The 18,875-nt window shown below is 62.2% G+C and carries 15 protein-coding genes, 3 pseudogenes and 1 other annotated feature; of the genes and pseudogenes, 12 read left to right on the top strand and 6 right to left on the bottom strand.

Going from position 1 to position 18,875, the window contains the following annotated elements; genetic code table 11:
* Positions 1-72 precede the first annotated feature (72 nt).
* The gene (locus ACIPSK_RS11665) at positions 73-870 is read right to left on the bottom strand and encodes a class I SAM-dependent methyltransferase (RefSeq protein WP_162117353.1); all 798 of its coding nucleotides are present in this window, start codon (positions 868-870) and stop codon (positions 73-75) included.
* A 72-nt stretch (positions 871-942) separates the two neighbouring features.
* Positions 943-1,710, bottom strand: coding sequence for an adenylate/guanylate cyclase domain-containing protein (locus ACIPSK_RS11660; RefSeq protein WP_162117352.1), 768 nt, complete (start codon positions 1,708-1,710; stop codon positions 943-945).
* A gap of 231 nt (positions 1,711-1,941) precedes the next feature.
* Here ACIPSK_RS11660 and ACIPSK_RS11655 point away from each other — a divergent pair.
* The 6 genes and pseudogenes from ACIPSK_RS11655 to ACIPSK_RS11630 all read left to right on the top strand — a co-directional run.
* Positions 1,942-2,259: pseudogene (locus ACIPSK_RS11655) on the top strand (adenylate/guanylate cyclase domain-containing protein); the annotation flags it as partial.
* A gap of 235 nt (positions 2,260-2,494) precedes the next feature.
* Complete coding sequence (locus ACIPSK_RS11650; protein ID WP_162117351.1) at positions 2,495-3,283, top strand: DUF899 domain-containing protein; 789 nt, start codon at positions 2,495-2,497, stop codon at positions 3,281-3,283.
* Positions 3,284-3,523: 240 nt separating this feature from the next.
* The gene (locus ACIPSK_RS11645; RefSeq protein ID WP_162117350.1) at positions 3,524-5,281 is read left to right on the top strand and encodes a phospholipase D-like domain-containing protein; all 1,758 of its coding nucleotides are present in this window, start codon (positions 3,524-3,526) and stop codon (positions 5,279-5,281) included.
* 197 nt (positions 5,282-5,478) lie between these two features.
* A complete protein-coding gene (locus ACIPSK_RS11640; protein WP_017964764.1) occupies positions 5,479-5,856 on the top strand; it encodes a response regulator in 378 nt (125 codons plus the stop codon).
* A 78-nt stretch (positions 5,857-5,934) separates the two neighbouring features.
* Complete coding sequence (locus ACIPSK_RS11635; RefSeq protein ID WP_017964763.1) at positions 5,935-6,186, top strand: hypothetical protein; 252 nt, start codon at positions 5,935-5,937, stop codon at positions 6,184-6,186.
* Between the two features lie 141 nt (positions 6,187-6,327).
* Positions 6,328-6,383, top strand: a sequence feature (sul1 is cis-regulatory element that is thought to sense ions involved in sulfur or methionine metabolism; They are found in Alphaproteobacteria).
* A gap of 70 nt (positions 6,384-6,453) precedes the next feature.
* Positions 6,454-7,920 carry a SulP family inorganic anion transporter gene (locus tag ACIPSK_RS11630; RefSeq protein ID WP_162117349.1) on the top strand — a complete coding sequence of 489 codons (1,467 nt, stop codon included), beginning with the start codon at positions 6,454-6,456 and terminating at the stop codon, positions 7,918-7,920.
* 16 nt (positions 7,921-7,936) lie between these two features.
* Here ACIPSK_RS11630 and ACIPSK_RS11625 read toward each other — a convergent pair.
* Positions 7,937-8,071 (bottom strand): annotated as a pseudogene (locus ACIPSK_RS11625) (LysR family transcriptional regulator); the annotation flags it as partial.
* A 223-nt stretch (positions 8,072-8,294) separates the two neighbouring features.
* Here ACIPSK_RS11625 and ACIPSK_RS11620 point away from each other — a divergent pair.
* Together ACIPSK_RS11620 and ACIPSK_RS11615 are read left to right on the top strand one after the other, a co-directional pair.
* A complete protein-coding gene (locus tag ACIPSK_RS11620; RefSeq protein ID WP_162117348.1) occupies positions 8,295-9,098 on the top strand; it encodes a class I SAM-dependent methyltransferase in 804 nt (267 codons plus the stop codon).
* Positions 9,099-9,623: 525 nt separating this feature from the next.
* Entirely contained in the window at positions 9,624-10,874 is a 1,251-nt protein-coding gene (locus tag ACIPSK_RS11615) for an MFS transporter (RefSeq protein ID WP_162117347.1), read from the top strand.
* A gap of 71 nt (positions 10,875-10,945) precedes the next feature.
* Here the strand turns inward: ACIPSK_RS11615 and ACIPSK_RS11610 are convergent, their stop codons facing one another.
* Positions 10,946-11,779, bottom strand: coding sequence for an RDD family protein (locus ACIPSK_RS11610; protein ID WP_162117346.1), 834 nt, complete (start codon positions 11,777-11,779; stop codon positions 10,946-10,948).
* A gap of 298 nt (positions 11,780-12,077) precedes the next feature.
* Between ACIPSK_RS11610 and ACIPSK_RS11605 the strand changes: the two are divergent.
* The 3 genes and pseudogenes from ACIPSK_RS11605 (at position 12,078) to ACIPSK_RS11595 (ending at position 15,409) form a co-directional block, all read left to right on the top strand.
* Positions 12,078-12,381, top strand: a pseudogene (locus ACIPSK_RS11605) (DMT family protein).
* Positions 12,382-12,600: 219 nt separating this feature from the next.
* Positions 12,601-14,112 (top strand): DUF1800 domain-containing protein, encoded by a 1,512-nt coding sequence (locus ACIPSK_RS11600; RefSeq protein ID WP_162117345.1) that lies wholly within the window; start codon positions 12,601-12,603, stop codon positions 14,110-14,112.
* A 112-nt stretch (positions 14,113-14,224) separates the two neighbouring features.
* On the top strand, positions 14,225-15,409 hold the full coding sequence (locus ACIPSK_RS11595; RefSeq protein WP_162117344.1) for a DUF1501 domain-containing protein: 1,185 nt from the start codon (positions 14,225-14,227) through the stop codon (positions 15,407-15,409).
* Positions 15,410-15,483: 74 nt separating this feature from the next.
* On the opposite strand, the gene ACIPSK_RS11590 is transcribed toward ACIPSK_RS11595, so the two are convergent.
* Entirely contained in the window at positions 15,484-16,071 is a 588-nt protein-coding gene (locus ACIPSK_RS11590) for a hypothetical protein (RefSeq protein ID WP_162117343.1), read from the bottom strand.
* 19 nt (positions 16,072-16,090) lie between these two features.
* Positions 16,091-16,477: an acyl-CoA thioesterase gene (locus tag ACIPSK_RS11585; RefSeq protein ID WP_003540707.1), complete on the bottom strand. Its 387-nt coding sequence runs from the start codon at positions 16,475-16,477 to the stop codon at positions 16,091-16,093.
* Between the two features lie 290 nt (positions 16,478-16,767).
* On the opposite strand from ACIPSK_RS11585, the gene ACIPSK_RS11580 reads away from it, so the two are divergent.
* A complete protein-coding gene (locus ACIPSK_RS11580) occupies positions 16,768-18,585 on the top strand; it encodes a methyl-accepting chemotaxis protein (protein ID WP_162117342.1) in 1,818 nt (605 codons plus the stop codon).
* Positions 18,586-18,875: the final 290 nt, after the last annotated feature.

Genomic DNA, 18,875 nt, shown 5'->3' with positions numbered 1-18,875 from the left:
AGAAGATACCGGACTGCGGCCATGCGATGTTGTTTTCAGAAACGCACCGGTGAAACAGCCTCCGGCGGCGTGCTAAGCGGTGCCGCGCACAGCAAAGGCAACGCTCTCGAATCCGCGAGGGCCATCCTCGCTCCCGCCGCCAAGATAGACCGCTCGCATCGCTTCCAACAGACGATCGCGCCTTGCCCTCGGCAAGGCATCGAAATAGGCCGCGAAGGTTCCCTGACCATAGACCTTTGGAAGCCAAAAGTCGTCGAAGCCAGCGTAACGCATTGTGATCGTCAACGTCGTCTCGGCAACATCGGCGAAGCCCGCGTTTTCGAACACCTGACGCAACTCGTCTTCCGCCGTCAGCGGCCGCCTTCCCGTGGGGATGCCCTTGCCTGAGGCTTCGGGCTCGATGGCGCGGACCGTGTCCCAGAACAGGCGCCAGCTCGGCATGCCATCATAAGACCAGACGGCAGCGGCAGCGATGGCGCCCGGTTTCGAGACGCGGCGCATTTCCTGCACGGCCCGGTCGGCATCGGAGACGAAATGCAGCACCAGCAGGGAATAGACGGCGTCGAAAGTCTGGTCTTCATAGGGCAGGGCGCAGACGTCGCCTTGTTGGGCATTGATCCGGGCATCGTCAGTGCGCATGCGCAGGGTGGCCGCGAAGTCTTCCTCGAAATCGATGGCTTCGATGGCTTCCAATTCGGGGTAAGCGGAGAGGGAGAGTGTCAGGCTGCCGGTGCCGCAGCCTGCGTCAAGGACGCGACCACAAGATGGCACGCCTGCGAAATCAAGGAAGGGTGCTGCCAGCCGCTGGCTCCAGCGCCCCATGCCGGCCTCATAAGCCTTGGCACCCTTGGCGACGAAAGTGGATGGCATGGGCTTTCCGACACCTCCCGGTCAGTTGACGAAGCAATGCCGTGAGAAAAGGCCTGCAGCGTTGGCAGTCGTTCAGCGCTTGATCAGAACGCTGGCCTGCACCGGCTGCTCGATGCCCTTGAGCACAAGCATGCGGGTTTCGGCGCCTGCGGCGAGATCGGCGGCCTTCGCGGCTGTTTCGGCCGAGATCAGGATCTCCCCGGCTGCGGCGTGGGATTCCAGCCTTGCGGCCTGATTGACGACGCCGCCGATGGCGGTGAAATCGCTGCGGAAGCTCGAGAATTCGCCGATCTGGACCTTGCCGGAATGGATGCCGACGCCGACGCCGAGAGTGCGGCCGGGCAATGCCTCGAGCGCCAGGCCGTTCAGGGCGGCGGCGCAGTTTTGCTGGATCTCCTGTGCGGCCAGGATCGCAGCGCCGGCGTGATCCTTTCTGACGATCGGGAAATTGAAGATCGCCATCAGGCCGTCGCCCATCTGCTTGTTGACGATGCCGTCATGCGCCCAGATTGCCTGCGCGCAGCGATCCTGGAATAGGCTGACGATCCCGCTCAGTTGCACCGCATCGATGCGCTCCGACAGATCCGTGAAGCCCCGGATATCGGCAAACAGGATGGTGGCGTCGACGGTGATCTGGCGCTGCTTCTTGACATATTGGAAGGAGCGTTCGCAGATCGTGCAGATATCCGGATTCATCTTGCTGCGGGTGATGCCGAAGGCGCGGAAGGGCAAGGCGAGGGGGCCGCCGATCGGAATCGGCATATGCATTTGGTCCCAGCAGCCGCGGCAGATCCTGGCGCTGCCGTGCCTGGCTGGCTCCCTTGATGAGGCCGTCGTCATGTCTCGCAATCCATCGCTTGATAGCTAAACACAAGCTTCCGACATTCGCTTGCTTTTGGCAACTCTGCTGATGGTCTGGAGTGACGATGGATTGAAGTATTTCGCCCGGCCCCATCCTTATCGGACACGTCGCCACTAAGTTGAATATCGCCCGGCCAGACGATAGCATCGCCGTGGAACCTCCTGTAGGATATTGTTAACAATACATTCGCTCTCCAGGAAAGATCGGGGATGGAGCGCCGTCTTGCCGCAATCCTGATCGCTGATGTCGGTTACAGTCGATTGAGGCAGATCGACGAAGAGGGCACCCGTGCACGTTTTCAGGCGGACCAGAACGATGTCTTCGAGCCGGCGATCGAACGTCATCACCGCCGGCTGGCCAAGACCATGGGCGATGGTCTGCTGGCCGAATTTCAGAGTGTCGTCGATGCCTTGCGCTGCGCGGTGGAGATTCAGCAGCTGAAAGCCTCGCAGAATGGCGCGGCGTTCCCGGAGCACCGGCTGGAGTTCCGGATCGGCATCAATCTCGGCGATATCATTGTCAACGGCATGCGCCGTTTTGTCGCGTTTTAGCACGTGTGCAATGCGTAAATAAGGTCGCGCCAATGAACGCGCCCCGGCCAACACCATTCGCGCGCCAAGGCTGCGACCGACGGTTCCAGGGAATACGGTCACACTTGTTACTCCCACTGTTCGATTTCCGATGCGAAACTATCTCAGACCAATGCGCGATGAACCGGGCGTCCAAGCCTGGAAAATCGCCCCAATGAGGAGATTGAAAGCCATGACTGCTTCAGCCGAGAATGCCAAAAGCGGACAAGCCATGCACAAACCACCCGTCGTGTCGCCGCAGGCCTGGGAGGCGGCCCGCGCGAAACTGCTCGTGAAGGAAAAGGCTGAGACCCGCGCCCGCGACGCGCTGGCCGCCGAGCGCCGGCGCATGCCGTGGATGGCGGTGGAGAAGGCCTATGCGTTCGAAGGTCCTCAGGGCAAGGTCAGCCTGCTCGACCTGTTCGAAGGCAGACACCAGCTCATCCTCTACCGCGCCTTCTACGAGCCCGGCGTGTTCGGCTGGCCCGAGCATGCCTGCCGCGGCTGCTCGATGGTGGCCGATCAGGTCGCCCATGTCGCCCATCTCAACGCCCGCGACACGACGCTGGTCTTCGCCTCGCGCGCGCCGCAGGCCGACATTGCACGGCTGAAGGCGCGGATGGGCTGGACGATGCCGTGGGTGACGATCACCGACAGCTTCGACAAGGACTTCGGCGTCGACGAGTGGCACGGCACCAATGTGTTCTACCGCGACGGCGAGCGCATCTTCCGCACCTATTTCATCAACAACCGCGGCGACGAGCAGATGGGCGGCACCTGGAACTATCTCGACATCACGCCGCTCGGCCGCCAGGAAGTCTGGGAGGATTCGCCCGAAGGCTATCCGCAGACCCCGACCTATAAGTGGTGGAACTGGCACGACAGCTATATGCCGGACGCCGAGCCCGACAAGAAATGGGTCGAGGTCTCCGACGCCGGCGAGGCGGCGTTTCGGGCCGAGAGTGCAAACGAGAAACCGTAGGGTCGGTCCGGCCGTATCCTCCGTCCCGTCCAGGCAGGAGGGTACGGCGGTCCGTCTGAAAGTCTGCTCAACCGCAAATCTCCCTTCATGACGACGCATCAGCAGGGCAGTTCGTGGCGCCGCTGATGCTTGCTCCGTGCCGTCGCCTCCCGCAGCTTCTGCGCGCAAAATTTCACCGACATATCTCCTTACTGTCACGGAACCATGCTAGATTTCGCCCGATTTCCAGGGGAGGCGGGCATGGATACGGATTTTCGTGTGACCGGCAGGAATGCCGCTTCGCTTTTTGCGCTGACCATCCATCGCGGCGACGGCATGATGCTGCTCGGCATGGACTGGAAGAATGGCCGGCCGCCGATCGATTTCGTCGGTTTCGCCATCCAGTATCGTGAGCCGGATACAGACTTCTTCAAGACCGTGCACAACCGCATCGGCTTTCCCGGCCAGCCGGTTCCCGAAGACGGCATCCGCACCACCGAGGCGCCGATCCAGAAGTTCCGCTGGGTGCATTTTCCCTTCAATGCCGATCTGCCCGGCAAGTTCACCTATCGCGTTACGCCAAAGTTTATGGGTGCCGCGGGCGCGCTGACCTCGGGCGAGGCGCAAGAGGCGGAACTGGCGCTGATGCGCGAGACCATTCCCGGCAAGCTCAACGTCGCTTTCACGCGCGGCTTAGTCTCGTCGCAGGCCTTCGTGCGCAATTTTGCCGCCGATGAGCCGACGATCATCACCCTAGTGCCGCCGGATGGCGACCAGGGGCTGGACTTTGTGCCGACCCATGCCGATGCCGAGCGGGCGCTGGCCTGGATGGGCTTCGAGGCGCGGGCCGAAACGCTTGCGCTGCTGGATAGAGCGCGCGAGTCTGGCGCCGAGGTGCGCGCTATCGCCTATGACCTGAACCTGCCCGAGGTGGTCACCCGGCTGGAGGCGCTGGGGGACAAGCTCAAGATCATCATCGACGACAGCGACCGCACCGAGGGCCACGGGCGTCCGAATTCGCCGGAGACGAGGGCGGCGGAGCGGCTGATCGCCTCGGCGGGTGCTGCCAACGTCAAGCGCCAGCATATGGCCAACCTGCAGCATCAGAAATCGATCGCGGTCCGCGGCGGCATCTCGACCGTGCTCTACGGTTCGACCAATCTCAGCTGGCGCGGGCTCTATGTACAGTCGAACAACTGCCTCGCCGTCCACAGCGACAAGGCGATCGAGGACTATTTCACCGCCTTCGAGAGCTATTTCACTGCCAAACGCGCCGAGGATTTCCGCGATTCGCCAAGTTCCGCCGGCTGGATTGATCTCGGCCTCGACGGCGTCGACGCCAAGGTCGCTTTCTCCCCGCACAGCGATGCCAATGGCCGGCTCGACGAGATCGCCGCCGATATCGATACCGCAGAGTCCAGCGTGTTCTTCTCGCTCGCCTTTCTCGGCCAGATGACCAAGGGGGCGATCGGCCCGGCATTGGGGCGCGCCTTGGAGCGCCCCAATATGCATGTGATGGGCATTGCCGATGCCGAGGTGCGGGCCGGCAATCTGGGCTTGGCCGTGCTCACTCCCGACAACCGTCGGCGGGTGGTGCGGGCATCGGCCCTGACCGGCAACGTGCCGCCGCCGTTTCTGACCGAGCCCTCGGGTCTTGCCGGTGTCGACGGCAACCAGCGCGGCACGCGCATGCACCACAAATTCGTCGTGCTCGACTTCGACAAGCCGACGGCGCGGGTCTATCTCGGCTCCTACAATTTCTCCGAACCCGCCGATGATGAGAACGGCGAGAACCTCGTCCTCGTCCGTGACCGGACGGTGGCGACCAGCTACATGATCGAGGCGCTCAGGATGTACGATCACTACATCTTCCGCGTCGCCTCCGAAGCAAATGACGGCGCCGCCCGCCCGCTGGAGCTCAAACGCCCGCCGCAGCCCGGCGGCACACCCTGGTTCGAGCGCGACTGGACCGACCCCATTCGCGCCCGCGACCGGGCGTTGTTTTCGCGGGCGGAGTAATGTTGCCGGTCACGACGGCCCTTGAACCTCAAGTGGCTGCCGCATGGCCGAAGCGCCGGGCCTGACGTCCAAAAGTCAAATTAATACCTCGCCGGTTGCCCAACATATTCTTCTCAGGTGGAAACATTCAGGGCACGGTTGCGTTGTACCCGCTACCGGTAGTGCGCCTGACCGCCCGTCTATGAGGAGGCTTATTCATGAAGGTCATGATCGTCGAAGATGAGAATCTTATCGCTCTGGAACTCGAGCGCATTGCGCAAGAAGCCGGACACCAGACCATCGGACCGGTATCGACGGTGGAGCAGGCTCTCGCCCACGCTCAAAGAAGCGATGTCGCGCTCGTCGATCTCAGTCTCTCCGATGGGCTGAGCGGCGCCCTGCTGGCGCGTCGGCTGATCGACCGCCATGGGGTTGACGTCATCTTCGTGACCGGGAGTCCCGAGAATGTCGGTCACGGTATCGAAGGCGCGCTCGATGTGATCTCCAAGCCCTTCACCGACGAGCGGATCGCCAGCGCGCTCTCGCGGGTGGAGGAGCGACGTAAAAACTTCGACAGCAGCAAAGCTGCTTTGTGAACAGCAGCAGCGCTGCGTGTTATAAGAAGGAAATCGACGTCGTCAGGCCGCTGCTGCCTGCCTGAGGAGATAGTCCGGATGAAACACGCGCTCATTGCCGTTCTCTTCGCTCTCTCGGCCTGCGCCAGCGCAGGGGGGCCGCAGCCTCTTCCAGGCAGCCTCACCTATGGCGGAAAGGTCCTGCGTTCGCCCTATCGTCCGGGAACGGTGGTCAAGAATACCTTCCTTGGCGATTTCGGTTACCGTGTGTTCGAGACCTATGTCGTCCAGCCGGACGGGACGCTCAAGCTCACATCCCAGAGCACGGGGCCGGACTTCCTCTGGCAGTGAGGGGCTCCGCAATCCGCCTGGGCGCAAGGTGCGTGCGCTCCGATTATCTCAAGGCGTTGCGTATCTGCTTGCGCTTTTTCGTCCCTTCGCAATTGAATATTGCGCTGCAGTAAAGATCCCGTCTATACCGCAGGCATTCACCACGGACCCGGTGAGATCCCGGGTGGCTCTTCTGGCCGCCGATCCGCCAGACAACGCAAAACCCGCATGCCATCACGCGACCGCTCGACAGAGTGGGTCCGGCCATGCTTTGCGAGTATCCTTCCTATGCTGCTTTCCTCCATCCGTCGTGATTGGTCCGCCAATCCCATGCGCGAAATGCTTGCCGGAGCGGTGGCGACCTTCGCCCTCATCCCCGAGGTGATTGCCTTTTCTTTTGCGGCGGGGGTTGACCCCGAGGTCGGCCTGTTCGCCTCTTTCGTCATCAGCATCGTCATTGCGTTTACCGGCGGACGCCCGGCGATGATCTCGGCCGCTGCCGGATCGGTGGCGCTGGTGGCGGCACCGCTGGTGCATGCTCACGGCTTGCCCTATCTCTTCGCGGCCGGGCTGCTGGCGGGGCTGCTGCAGATCGTGTTCGGCCTGCTGCGGCTTGGCGTGCTGATGCGCTTCGTGTCGAAATCCGTCCGCACCGGCTTCGTCAATGCACTCGCCATCCTGATTTTTGCGGCGCAGATGCCACATATTATCGGTGCCGGCTGGATGGAATATGCCATGCTGATAGCCGGGCTCGTCATCATTTACCTGACGCCGCGGATCACCACCGCGATTCCGTCGCCGCTGATCTGCATCCTGATCCTGACCGTCGCCTCGATAGCGTTCGGGCTCCCCGTTCTCACCGTTGCCGACCTCGGCAAACTGCCGGATTCGCTGCCCGTCTTTGCCTGGCCGGCGGTGCCGCTGACGCTGGAAACGCTTCGGATCATTGCAGGACCTGCGCTTGCCATTGCGATGGTCGGACTGCTGGAATCGATGATGACGGCGAGCGTCGTCGACGATCTCACGGATACGCCGAGCTCGAAGAACCGCGAATGCACCGGTCTCGGCCTCGCCAACGCGGCCGCCAGCCTGTTCGGCGGCATCGCCGGCTGCGGCATGATCGGCCAGACGGTGAGCAATGTGAAATATGGCGGGCGCGGCCGGCTCTCCACTTTGTTTGCCGGCGCGTTTTTGCTGATCCTGATGGTGCTCCTGAAGCCGTGGGTCTCCGAGGTTCCCGTCGCTGCGCTGGTGGCGATCATGGTCATGGTGTCGATCGATACGTTCGACTGGTCGTCACTGAGAGCGGTTGTCGTCCATCCCCGGATGTCGAGCGCCGTCATGGTGGCAACCGTCCTCGTCACCGTCTTCACCGCCAACCTGGCGCTTGGTGTAACGGTCGGCGTGCTGCTCAGCGGCGTGTTCTTCACCTTCAAGGTCGCCAGCCTGCTGCGCGTCGACGTGGCGCCCGATCAAGCCGCCGGGCGGCTGATCTATCGCGTGTCCGGCCAGGTGTTCTTTGCCTCCGCTGACGTCTTCGTCGAAGCCTTCGACGTTCAGGATGCACTCGGTAAGGCCGTATTGATCGACGTGTCCGAGGCGCATTTCTGGGACATCACCGCCGTAGCCGCGCTCGACAAGGTCGTGCAGCGGTTCGCGGCGCACGGCATCGCCGTGGAGGTCGCGGGCCTCAACAAGGCGAGCGCGACCTTGATCGGAAGCCTCGACGGCAAGGTAGTGCTGAAGGAGGTGTGACGGCGCGAGGGCTACCGGAGACGATCACGTAATCGTCGCTGTTGCCGGTTATCGCGTTCAGCCGTCTAACGGCCAGTTCGATGAACGCCTTGACCAAAGGCGGCAAGTGCCGGCTGCTGGGATAGACGCCATGCAGGCCGCCGGTCAGGGTGCTGGCGTCGGCGACGTGATCGATGTCGCCGACCAGTGATATTTGATGGAGGCGGATCGCCGGCGCTCGCCTCATAGCCGCGTTGGAAAAGAGGCAGCAATAGCCAACCTCCCGGGATCATTGGCCTCGAGCCGAGGATCCACCCCATGGTATCCCGCTTGTATAGTCGCCGGCGAACGCTATTGTTTGATCGAAGACCTGTGTCCTTGAGGGGGAGGCTTTAATGCCATCAAGTTTCAATGTCGAAAGTGCAGATGGTTACGAACGGCTGATGGGGCGCTGGAGCCGGAAGCTGGCGCCGATGCTGGTCGATTTCGCTGGTCTCTCGGATGGCGAGCGCGTGCTTGATGTCGGCTGCGGCACCGGCAGCCTGGCGTTTACGCTGGCGGAAACGCCGGGCCTGCAGGAGATCGCCGCCGTCGACTATTCGCCGGTTTTCGTCGAGGCCGCAACGCGACGCAACACCGATCTGCGCGTCACGATCCGGCAGGCCGATGCCTGTGCGCTTCCCTTCGAGGATAACCGCTTCGACCGGGCGATGTCGCTGCTCGTGCTGCATTTCGTGCCGGAGGCGGGAAAGGCAGTATACGAAATGCGTCGTGTGGTGCGCCCGGGTGGCGTGGTCGCGGCCGCCGTCTGGGACCATTATGGCGGCATGTCCGGCATGCGGATGATGTGGGATACGGTGGCGATGCTCGACGAGAACGCGCTGGCGATGCGCCGCAGATATTGTTTCCAGCCGATGATGCGGCCGGGGGAAATGAAGGAGAGCTTCATCGCGCAGGGCCTAGCCGAAGTCGAGGAGACCTCGCTGCTGATCCGGATGGAATATCTTTCCTTCGAGGATTATTGGGATCCGATCGCCGCCGGCGAGGGACCGCTCGGCAAATATGTTGCCGGTCTGGACCCGGCGAGGCGAAATGCCGTCGATGCCGCCATCAGGGCCGCTTACGAGGCTGGCGAGCCGAATGGGCCGCGATCGTTCGCATCGGTGGCGTGGGCGTGCCGGGGCAGGGTGCCCGGATAGATTAGCGGGAGCGCCACCTCCTCTAAAACGAGAATCGTGCTGCTTGCTCCCTCTTCTCCCCAGCGGGGAGAAGGTGGCCCGAAGGGTCGGATGAGGGGCGGCACGGTCCTACGTCATTGATTGCTCTTCGCTTTCTCGCGATCCATTGATTGCCCTTCGCTTGCGCTCCGTACATTCCGCGGCTTAGCCGCTCACCCCCTCATCGCTGCCGGCACCGACCGGGGTCGAGCCACGGGTCTCGACCCATCCTTCGGACCTCCGCTGGGGAGAAAAGGCAGGCAGCGGACCGCATGCGCCAACGTGAAAGGCAGGGTGCTGGAAGGTGTACGCCTTCCAATACGGCGCTGGAGGTGCCACCCGATCACGGCAATCGTGATGGAACACGGGCAGCATTGCTGACGTTATTGCCCGCTGTCTGCGACTGCAAACGCAGCCGCAACAGCATCACCGCCCGGTTCGGGCACCCCTTCCGACGGCATCCGGAATTGCCCGCCTCGCCGCCGCTTTCGGACGGAGGAATATCAAATGTCCGCTTTGGAAAGCCTGCGCCGACTGGCGCCGCAGCAGCGCAATGCCGTCATCGCCAGCTATCTCGGCTGGACGCTCGACGCCTTCGATTTCTTCATTCTCGTCTTCGTACTCAAATATATCGCCGAGGAATTCCACACCGACGTTCCCGCCGTCTCGGTGGCGATCTTCCTGACGCTTGCCATGCGGGCGCTCGGCGCGCTGGTCTTTGGGCTTGCGGCCGACCGTTACGGACGGCGCATCACGCTGATGGCGGACGTGCTGCTCTATTCGATATTCGAATTCCTGACCGGCTTTTCCACCGGGCTCACCATGTTCCTCATCTTCCGCGCGCTCTACGGCATCGCCATGGGCGGCGAGTGGGGTGTGGGCGCTTCGCTTGTCATGGAGACGGTGCCGGAGGAGAGCCGCGGCATCGTCTCGGGCATTCTGCAGGCGGGCTATCCCTCGGGCTATCTCATCGCCTCGATCGTGTTCTTCCTGCTCTTTCCTGTGATCGGCTGGCGCGGCATGTTTTTCGTCGGCGCGCTGCCGGCGCTGCTGGTGCTCTATATCAGGCGCAATGTCGAGGAGAGCCCGGCCTTCCTGAAACGGCAGGCTACGGGGCGCCGGCCGTTCCTGACGGTGCTGCGCGAAAATATCCCGCTGTTCATCTGGTCGGTGCTGCTGATGACGGCGTTCAACTTCTTCAGCCACGGCACGCAGGATATCTACCCGACCTTCCTCGAGACGCAGCGCAACTATTCGAGCTATACGGTCGGCGCCATCGCCATCGTCTACAATATCGGGGCGATCTGCGGCGGGCTGTTTTTCGGGTCGCTGTCGCAGCGGATCGGCCGCAGACGGGCGATCGTCATCGCCGCCATGATCGCCGTGCCCGTCGCGCCGCTCTGGGCCTATGCGCCCGGGCCGGTGCTGCTCGCCATCGGCGCTTTCCTGATGCAGTTCTTCGTCCAGGGCGCCTGGGGCATCGTGCCGGTGCATCTGAACGAGTTGTCGCCGGATGAAGTGCGCGGCACCTTCCCCGGCTTTGCCTATCAGCTCGGCAACCTGCTGGCGTCGGGCAATGCGACGCTGCAGGCGGGGCTCGCCGCCCGCTGGGACGGCGACTATGCCTATGCGCTTTTGATCGTCGCAGCCGTGGTGGCGCTCGTCGTCGCGGCCCTCGCCGGCTTCGGCTACGAGAAGAAGGATGTCCGCTTCGGCACGGAGGAGGCTAGGGAAGCGCATGGCGCTATGCGAATCTAGCGCTGCCTGCAGGCCTGCGGCTGATGTCGCCGGCCTTTCCTTGTGCCCTGCCGCCCGATCCCAGATGCCTTTCAGGCACTTACTACCTTGCAGGCGCAGATGCGATCGTAAAATGTCTGCCCCTTCCAGACGATGAAGGGCCAGCCCCACCAAGCCATCACCGCTATCGTCCAGATAAAGTACGATATAGCGGTGCCATTGTCCTCAGGCGTGTATCCGTTCCGGAACATTCCAAGCAACGCATCGAAGTCTTCCGTCGGATAGACCGGAAACAGAGAGATTGTGAAGACGACAAGGCTGAGAAGGAGATTCGGGCTGAATTTCAGGATCTCGCGTTTAAACGCGGTGCCGAAGTTGGGATCTTTACCGTCGACGGACCTGACTCTCAGGAAGAAAACCGCCTTTCCGAAGGTGCGACGGCCTTTCGCGGAAAAGCAGGCGAAAGCCAGCGCGATGAGCGCGGTGTTGGCTATGCTTGACATCAAGCTAGTGTATCCAGGTATGGTTTTGGTCACGGGATTGTTGTCTGCGTCCACAGGGATGGTTAGCACCTGCGCTGGCGTCACGTAATCCCATGGCTCGATGGCAACATCTATTTCCAAGTATCTCTGCTTTCCCGAACCAATTCGACTTACTTCGCAAATCTCACTGGTGCGAGTTTCTGTGGTTCGCAATGGCCATTCCGCGTCAATTCGTTGTGCAAGCTGATCGGGCACCGCCTCGCTGCATTGCATGGACGTCCGGCCGTTTAATAGGAAGTCCAGGGGGGAAATCGTTGAAAAGTAGTAGACGGCTATGAGGATGGCAGCCTGAAAGATGATGATGTCGACGGTATAGGCCGCGAAGCGTCGCCAGAAGTGGGACGGCAAAGTGACGTTTTGCGGCATCTGCAGTGTGGTGTCCATGTCGCCCCCTATGTGCACACTACCTGATCCAGCACGATTCGTTTCAGCATCTTGCGAGTCCAGCCCAGCTGCAGTGCAATTTCTGCCCCGGAGGGCGAGCACGGCGCGACCTGCCGGCCATCCTCATCGCCTCGGTGGCGTGACGATATGCCGATCTCTGGCATCGCGGACCTGCCGTCGAACGCCGTCATGCTAGGTAGAGGCTCCGGCATCGATCCCTTGCTGCCGGATAGACCGTTCCTTCCGCAGCCCCGAGTTACCCACGCTATTTTCTCCCGCCGCCGTCTGGCCCGTCGTCATGCTGTTTGCCTCCAACATCTTCATGACCTTTGGCTAGTGCGGGCATTTCAAGCATAAGAGCAGCGCCATCTTCCTCGCCATTATCGTCAGCTGGGACATCGCCTTCTTATTGCTTGGCGGCGCCGGCGAACCGCATCGGGTCGGCGGTCGATACGACGGCGCAGCTGAGGACGATGCAGGAGGTGATCACGCTGATCTTATCCGGCTTCTCGATTTTCTGGCTCGGCGACAACCTGACTTGGAACCATGCGATCGGCTTTGCCCTGATTGCAATTGGAGCATCCTTCATCTTTCGTGCATAAACTTTAGCCTTTTCAATAGATTACAATTTGTCCATGTCTAGATATCGCCACATTTCCTACAGATTGGCGTCGCAATCGGCTGGCAGCCTGTCACCTCAAGCATTTCTGTTTTCTCCGAGTCAATGAAATGCTCTGACTTTTTGTTTGCGCAATTCCGGACGCAAAACCGCGACGCACTTTTGCTGGAATTGGTTAGCAGTGATCAGGAGGTGATCTGCCATGAGCCTGTCTTTCCCGACTATGGCGGCGATCCGGTTCGGCTATGGCTTCCGGCCGGGCGAGGCGCCGCCGGACAGCAAGGACGAGCTCATCGGCCAGCTGCGCAAGGGGGCGGCAGCAACGCCGGACTTTCCCCTCGGCGGCCCCGACACGCGCCACCAGGCGATTCTCAGCCTGCAGGCGCAGTTGCAGCAGATCCGCCCGGATGCCAAGACGGTAACCGACGATGCAACGCAGCGCGAGATGCGCAAGGGGGTGCAGCGGCAAGTGCAGCAGCAGTTCCAGCACGATGCGAACCTGCGGCTGATACAGGCGGTGCTCTCGCCGTACGGGTTCTATGAGAGGCTTTCGACCTTCTGGACCGATCATTTCTCCACCAGCGCCAACAAGAGCCTGCCGATGCGCCTCATCGTGCCGCTCTACGAGGCCGAGGCGATCCGGCCATTCATATCAGGCAAGTTCGGCGATCTCCTGCGCAGCGCCACCGCCCATCCGGCCATGCTGATCTATCTCGACCAGGCGGATTCGCTCGGTCCGGATTCAGCCGGCGGCATCAAGCGCAACAAGGGGCTGAACGAAAATCTCGGCCGGGAACTGCTGGAACTGCACACACTCGGCGCCGGCAGCGGCTATACCCAGGCGGATGTGACCGCAGCAGCCATGGTGCTGACAGGCCTCACCATCGACCGCAAGGAGATGGACATCGCCTTCCGGCCGAATATATCGGAGCCCGGCGCGCATGAGGTGCTCGGCGTCAGCTATGGCGGGCGGAGGCGCTCGCGCGACGATTATCTCGACCTGCTCGACGATCTGGCGCTGCATCCGAAGACGGCGGCGCATATCAGCCGGAAGCTCGCGGTGCATTTCATCGCCGACCAGCCCGACGAGGGGATGGTGTCCGATATGGCCGAAGCCTGGAAGAAGACGGATGGCGACCTGACCGCCGTCTACACTGCGATGCTCGACCATCCCGCCGCCTGGCGCGACGAGGGCGCCAAGGCGCGCCAGCCTTTCGACTATGTCGTCGCCGGCCTGAGGGCTTTGAATGCGGGACCGGTCAACGGCGTCGTCGGCAGTTTCCTGGCGGCCAACCAGCAGGGTACGGACGCGGGCGACATGGCGGCGAACACGCCTGGCATGGCAGGATCGCCGATGCCGACGGACCCCGCCGGCGAGGCGAGAGAGAAGCGCCTCAAAGCCTTCCGGACGGCGCGTGCGCTGGGGCAGGACGCACTCAGGCGCATGGGGCAACCGACCTGGCTGCCGCCGAGCCCGGCCGGTTTCGAGGAAGGCTTCTCCGCCTGGATCACCGGCAGCCAGCTCGCCGAGCGGCTGGCCTGGGCGAGGCGGGCCGCAGCACAGTTCGGCCGGGACGAAGATCCGCGCGAATTCCTGAAATCGACGCTTGCCGATGCGGCCCGCGACGAGACGATCCGCGTGGTATCGCAGGCGCCGAACAAGATCAGCGGGCTGACGCTGGTGCTGGCATCGCCCGAATTCAATCGCCGCTAACCAGACATTCGTTGGCAAGCCAATGCTTCGTCTGCTTAGCTCCTTTATTTTATCGCAGGTTTGGCCGGAAAACCATTGACCACTTTTCCGAACCTGCTTAGGAGGCCCGCCCATGACGCTGCCCACGAACCGGATTTCGCTGTCCCGCCGCGGCTTTCTGGCCTCTGCCTGCTGTCTTGCCGCCGCCCCCGTCTTCACGCCGGTCACTTTCGCAGCAATGCCGGGTGACAACCGTTTCGTCACCATCGTGCTGCGCGGCGCGATGGACGGGCTGGATCTGGTGCAGCCCTATGGCGATGCCGGTTTTGCGGCGCTCAGGCCGACCCTGGCGCTGACGCCCGAGACCGGGCTTCTCGATCTCGACGGGCATTTCGGCCTCAATCCGGCGGCGGCCGAGCTGATGCCGCTGTGGAAGAACCGGGAACTCGCCTTCGTGTATGCGGTGTCGACGCCCTACCGCGACCAGCGCAGCCATTTCGACGGGCAGGACATGCTGGAATCCGGCGGCGAGCATGTCGCCGAGGAAAAGACCGGCTGGCTGAACCGGGCGCTCGCCGTCATCCCGCGCTCGGAAGGGCGCAAGGCGATCGACATCAACACCTCGACGGAACTGATCCTCTCCGGGCCGAACAATGTCGACGTCTGGGCGTCGGATTCCAATCTGACGCCGGCGCGCGACGAGATGCAGTTCCTGGCCCGGCTCTATGCCGACGATCCGCCGTTCGCCGAAGCGCTTGCCGAGGCGACGCGGGCCGACACCGCCTCGATGGTGGTCGAGCCGGAGGGCCAGCACGGCGCAAAGATCGCCGACGTGGCAGCGCTCGCCGGTAACATGCTGAAAGGCGATTATCGCATCGCCAGCTTCTCGATATCAGGCTGGGATACGCATATCGGCCAGGCCGGCCAGTTCAAGCGGCCAGTGCAGGACCTCGCCCAGGCGATCAATACGCTGAAGGCGACACTCGGGCCCGAGATCTGGTCGAAGACCGTGGTGCTTGCCATGACCGAATTCGGCCGCACCGTGCGCCAGAACGGCTCAGCCGGCACCGACCACGGCACCGGCGGCTGCGCGCTGCTTGCCGGCGGAGCCATAAACGGCGGTCGCATCCTCGGCCATTGGCCGGGCATTGGCGACGGCCAGCTGCTCGACGACCGCGATCTGATGCCGACGGCAGATGTGCGGGAACTGGCGGCGGCAATGCTCTACCGGCAGTTCGATGTCAGCGCCGATGATTTGACGGGGAAGATCTTCCCGGGGCTGGGATTCGACAAAGGCTCGCAGTTTTTGAAGGCGTGAGGGGTGGCTCGACGCCGCGAAGCGTGAGTGATCGGAGCGGTGAATCGATTGCTCGGGCTGCGCCCGACCGCAACTCACCCCAAAACATCATAAAGCCTGAAGATGAAGCTGACCTGGTAGATCAGGTTGGCGATGACGAAGGCGGTGTGGAAGCGGCGGTTGGGGGTCCAGGCGGCGATGGCGCAGAGGATGATGTAGATGATGTTGCGCGCGGGATATTCCCAGCCGAGCGCGAGGATACGCTCATGGCCCTTGATCGCCGTGTCGAGAATATCGACGGCGTAGGTCAGGCCGAGGATGCCGAAGAACCATTTGCGCCGCGAGATGAAATATTCCTCGTACCCGCCATATTCGTCGAGCGAGGCGGGGAAGAGCAGGGCGCAAAGCAGGAAAAACAGGCTGCAGAAGCAGATCAGGAAGAGATAGATGCCAAAGCCGATCGCAGGCACGGCCTGCAGGCGATATTCCCACCACCAGATATGGATGATGAAGAGGAACATCGACAGCGCCCAGCCGAGATGGATGCCATAGACTTTCGCCTTGGCGGGATGCTGGACGATGCCGGCAAGGCCGGTGAGCACCCTGGCGAGCGAAAGGCTGATGACCATGCCCATCACCACCTTGATGTGAAGGAAGACCTCCGGCGAGCTGACCGTTTCCATGCTTTCGATCCTTGGCCTGTCACTCCTCGGGGACTTGCTTCGGTTTGCCCTCTTCGTCGAGCGCCACCATGATGAAGGTGCCAGCTGTGACCTTTTCCATCTTGGCGTAACGTGCGCGGTGCGCCCAGGCTTCGACGCAGAGCGTGATCGAGGTGCGGCCGACGCGGTCGATATCGGTATAGACCGACAACGTGTCGCCGATCTTGACCGGCAGTTCGAAGGCCATCTCCTTGACCGCGGCGGTGACGACACGACCCTTAGCGCGTTCGGCCGCACGGATGCCTGAGGCAAGGTCCATCTGCGCCATGACCCAGCCGCCGAAGATATCGCCAGCCGGATTGGCATCGCCGGGCATGGCAAGCGTCCTGAGCGTCAGTTCGCCTCTCGGCTTGGCGGCATCGGTCATCAAGTCTTCTCCATCTGATGCGGGCCATGGGCCGGCGATTCACTGGGGAGCACCCTAGTGCAAAGGCCGTGGGCTGTAAAAGATGGCAAGGCGGAGCGCTGAAGGTAGCGGACGGGAAAAATGTTGCAGCCGTTGTGGATTGAAATTTCGTTTGATTTCAAACGGTTGATTTCTGCCGCTTTGGTCTGACCTTACGTTATTTAATAATCTTCTAATTAAGCTTTACGCTCCAGTAATTCCGGCAATTCAGAATGGGATTGATCTCACTTACAAGAATCGCTGGGAACCTCATGCGCAACGTCAAGATTTCCACCCGTCTTTACTGCCTCGTCGGATTCACGCTTGCCGTGCTCGCGGCTACGATGGTCTTCTTTCTGAACTATTCCTATTCCGAGCTGGAAGCGGAGCGGAAGGCGGGGCTGGCGCAAATGGATGCCACGGCGCTCGGCATCTTCGACAAATATTACGAGATGGAGCAGGCGGGTACGATGACCCGCGAACAGGCGCAGGCCGCCGCCAAGGACGTGATCGGCGCGATGCGCTACGGCGCCGACGGTTATTTCTGGATCAACGACATGCGTCCCACGATGGTGATGCACCCGATCAAGCCGCAGCTTGATGGTACCGATATCTCCCAGATGAAGGATCCGACTGGCAAGTTCCTGTTCGTCGAGTTTGTCAACAAGGTGAAGAAGGACGGCAAGGGCTTCGTCGATTATCTTTGGCCGAAGCCGGGCGCCGACCAGCCAGTGCTGAAATATTCCTATGTCGCCGGTTTCGAGCCCTGGGGCTGGATCGTCGGCACCGGTGTCTATGCGGATGACCTTGCCGCGCTCTATCGCCAGAACGCGATCTGGGCCGCACTGCTCTGCCTGCTTGGCGCCGCCGCGACAATCGCCATCGCCTATGCCATCGTGCGCAGCGTGACAGTGCCGATCGCGCGGCTGAAGGCGGCAATGAACGCGATTGCGGCCGAAGAAGCATCTGTGGAGATCGCCGGCAGCGACCGCCGCGACGAGATCGGCCAGATGGCCAAGGCGCTGCTGGTGCTGCGCGATTCCGTCGACGAGCGCAGGGCGCTGCGAGGGCGGGAAGACGAAAGGCAGCGCCAGATCGAAGAAGAGCGCCGCGGCAACGAGGCAAGTCTGCGTTCGGCCTCCGAGCGGCAAACCCAAGCGATGCAGGCGCTCGGCGTCGGGCTGGAGAAGCTTGCGGGCGGCGACCTGACGGTTGCGATCGGCGATATCGGCGAGGATTACGCCAAGCTGAGGGGCGATTTCAACGCCGCCGTCGACGCGCTGAACGGCGTGATCCATGCGATCGCCGAATCGAGTCATGTCGTCAACGAAAGTGCTTCCGACATCAGCGAGGCGACCGGCAATCTGTCGAAGCGTACGGAACAGCAGGCGGCCGCACTCGAAGAGACGGCGGCAGCGCTCGACGAGATCACCGCGACCGTCAAGACCGCATCCGAGCGCGCGAACGAGGCGCGCGAGATGGTGACTGAGACCAAGGCGAGCGCCGGAAAATCCGGCGAGATCGTCCGCAATGCGGTCACCGCGATGGGCCGGATCGAGGAATCCTCCAACCGCATCAGCCAGATCATCTCGGTCATCGACGAAATCGCCTTCCAGACCAACCTGCTGGCGCTGAATGCCGGCGTCGAGGCCGCCCGTGCCGGCGAGGCGGGCCGCGGCTTTGCCGTCGTCGCCCAGGAAGTGCGCGAACTTGCCCAGCGTTCCGCCAATGCAGCCAAGGAGATCAAGGCGCTTATCAGCCGCTCGGCGGCCGAAGTCGAGGGCGGCGTGGCGCTGGTGCGCTCGACCGGTGATGCGCTGCTGGAGATCGAGGCGCTGGTCAATCGGGTCAACGATCACGTCGCGTCGATCGCCACGGCGGCGCGCGAGCAGTCGACCGGGCTGAACGAGATCAATAGCTCCGTCAACCATATGGACCAGATGACACAGCAGAACGCCGCGATGGTCGAGGAAACGACGGCGGCAAGCCGGACGCTTGCCGACGAAAGCACCCAGCTGAAAACGCTACTCGCGAATTTCCGCCTGCGCGGCGGCGAACCTCAGGCCCAGCGTTACACGCGGGCTGCGTGAGACGTACTGACGGCCTGTCGGCGATGTCGAACGGCCCGCACTTCCAAATTAAACCGCATAGGAAAAGAGCCGTCGCGACGGCTCTTTTTCGTTGAGCCGGTTACTCCTCTTTCGTCATGCTCGGGCTTGTCCCGAGCATCTGTCAGCTATGTATCAAGGCCGTACAACAAAGGCCGAGGACGACGGAGGAGAGATAGGCGGACTTTGTCAGCATTCATAGTCGTTGCAGCTCTCCTCTATACTCGCTCCCGACTATTGACGATCGACCTTGGCCGCAATTCCAAGCTTTT

The organism is Rhizobium sp. LARHSG275 (assembly GCF_052871115.1).
Note: the sequence above shows the minus strand (reverse complement) of the source record. Positions and strands in the feature narration are given on the sequence as shown.

Coding starts and splice junctions, on each gene's coding strand:
- ACIPSK_RS11640 (WP_017964764.1), top strand. CDS start 5,479: ATGAAGGTCATGATCGTCGAAGATGAGAATCTTATCGCTCTGGAACTC.
- ACIPSK_RS11660 (WP_162117352.1), bottom strand. CDS start 1,710: ATGACGACGGCCTCATCAAGGGAGCCAGCCAGGCACGGCAGCGCCAGG.
- ACIPSK_RS11630 (WP_162117349.1), top strand. CDS start 6,454: ATGCTGCTTTCCTCCATCCGTCGTGATTGGTCCGCCAATCCCATGCGC.
- ACIPSK_RS11615 (WP_162117347.1), top strand. CDS start 9,624: ATGTCCGCTTTGGAAAGCCTGCGCCGACTGGCGCCGCAGCAGCGCAAT.
- ACIPSK_RS11665 (WP_162117353.1), bottom strand. CDS start 870: ATGCCATCCACTTTCGTCGCCAAGGGTGCCAAGGCTTATGAGGCCGGC.
- ACIPSK_RS11590 (WP_162117343.1), bottom strand. CDS start 16,071: ATGGAAACGGTCAGCTCGCCGGAGGTCTTCCTTCACATCAAGGTGGTG.
- ACIPSK_RS11600 (WP_162117345.1), top strand. CDS start 12,601: ATGAGCCTGTCTTTCCCGACTATGGCGGCGATCCGGTTCGGCTATGGC.
- ACIPSK_RS11650 (WP_162117351.1), top strand. CDS start 2,495: ATGACTGCTTCAGCCGAGAATGCCAAAAGCGGACAAGCCATGCACAAA.
- ACIPSK_RS11580 (WP_162117342.1), top strand. CDS start 16,768: ATGCGCAACGTCAAGATTTCCACCCGTCTTTACTGCCTCGTCGGATTC.
- ACIPSK_RS11635 (WP_017964763.1), top strand. CDS start 5,935: ATGAAACACGCGCTCATTGCCGTTCTCTTCGCTCTCTCGGCCTGCGCC.
- ACIPSK_RS11645 (WP_162117350.1), top strand. CDS start 3,524: ATGGATACGGATTTTCGTGTGACCGGCAGGAATGCCGCTTCGCTTTTT.
- ACIPSK_RS11620 (WP_162117348.1), top strand. CDS start 8,295: ATGCCATCAAGTTTCAATGTCGAAAGTGCAGATGGTTACGAACGGCTG.
- ACIPSK_RS11595 (WP_162117344.1), top strand. CDS start 14,225: ATGACGCTGCCCACGAACCGGATTTCGCTGTCCCGCCGCGGCTTTCTG.
- ACIPSK_RS11585 (WP_003540707.1), bottom strand. CDS start 16,477: ATGACCGATGCCGCCAAGCCGAGAGGCGAACTGACGCTCAGGACGCTT.
- ACIPSK_RS11610 (WP_162117346.1), bottom strand. CDS start 11,779: ATGGACACCACACTGCAGATGCCGCAAAACGTCACTTTGCCGTCCCAC.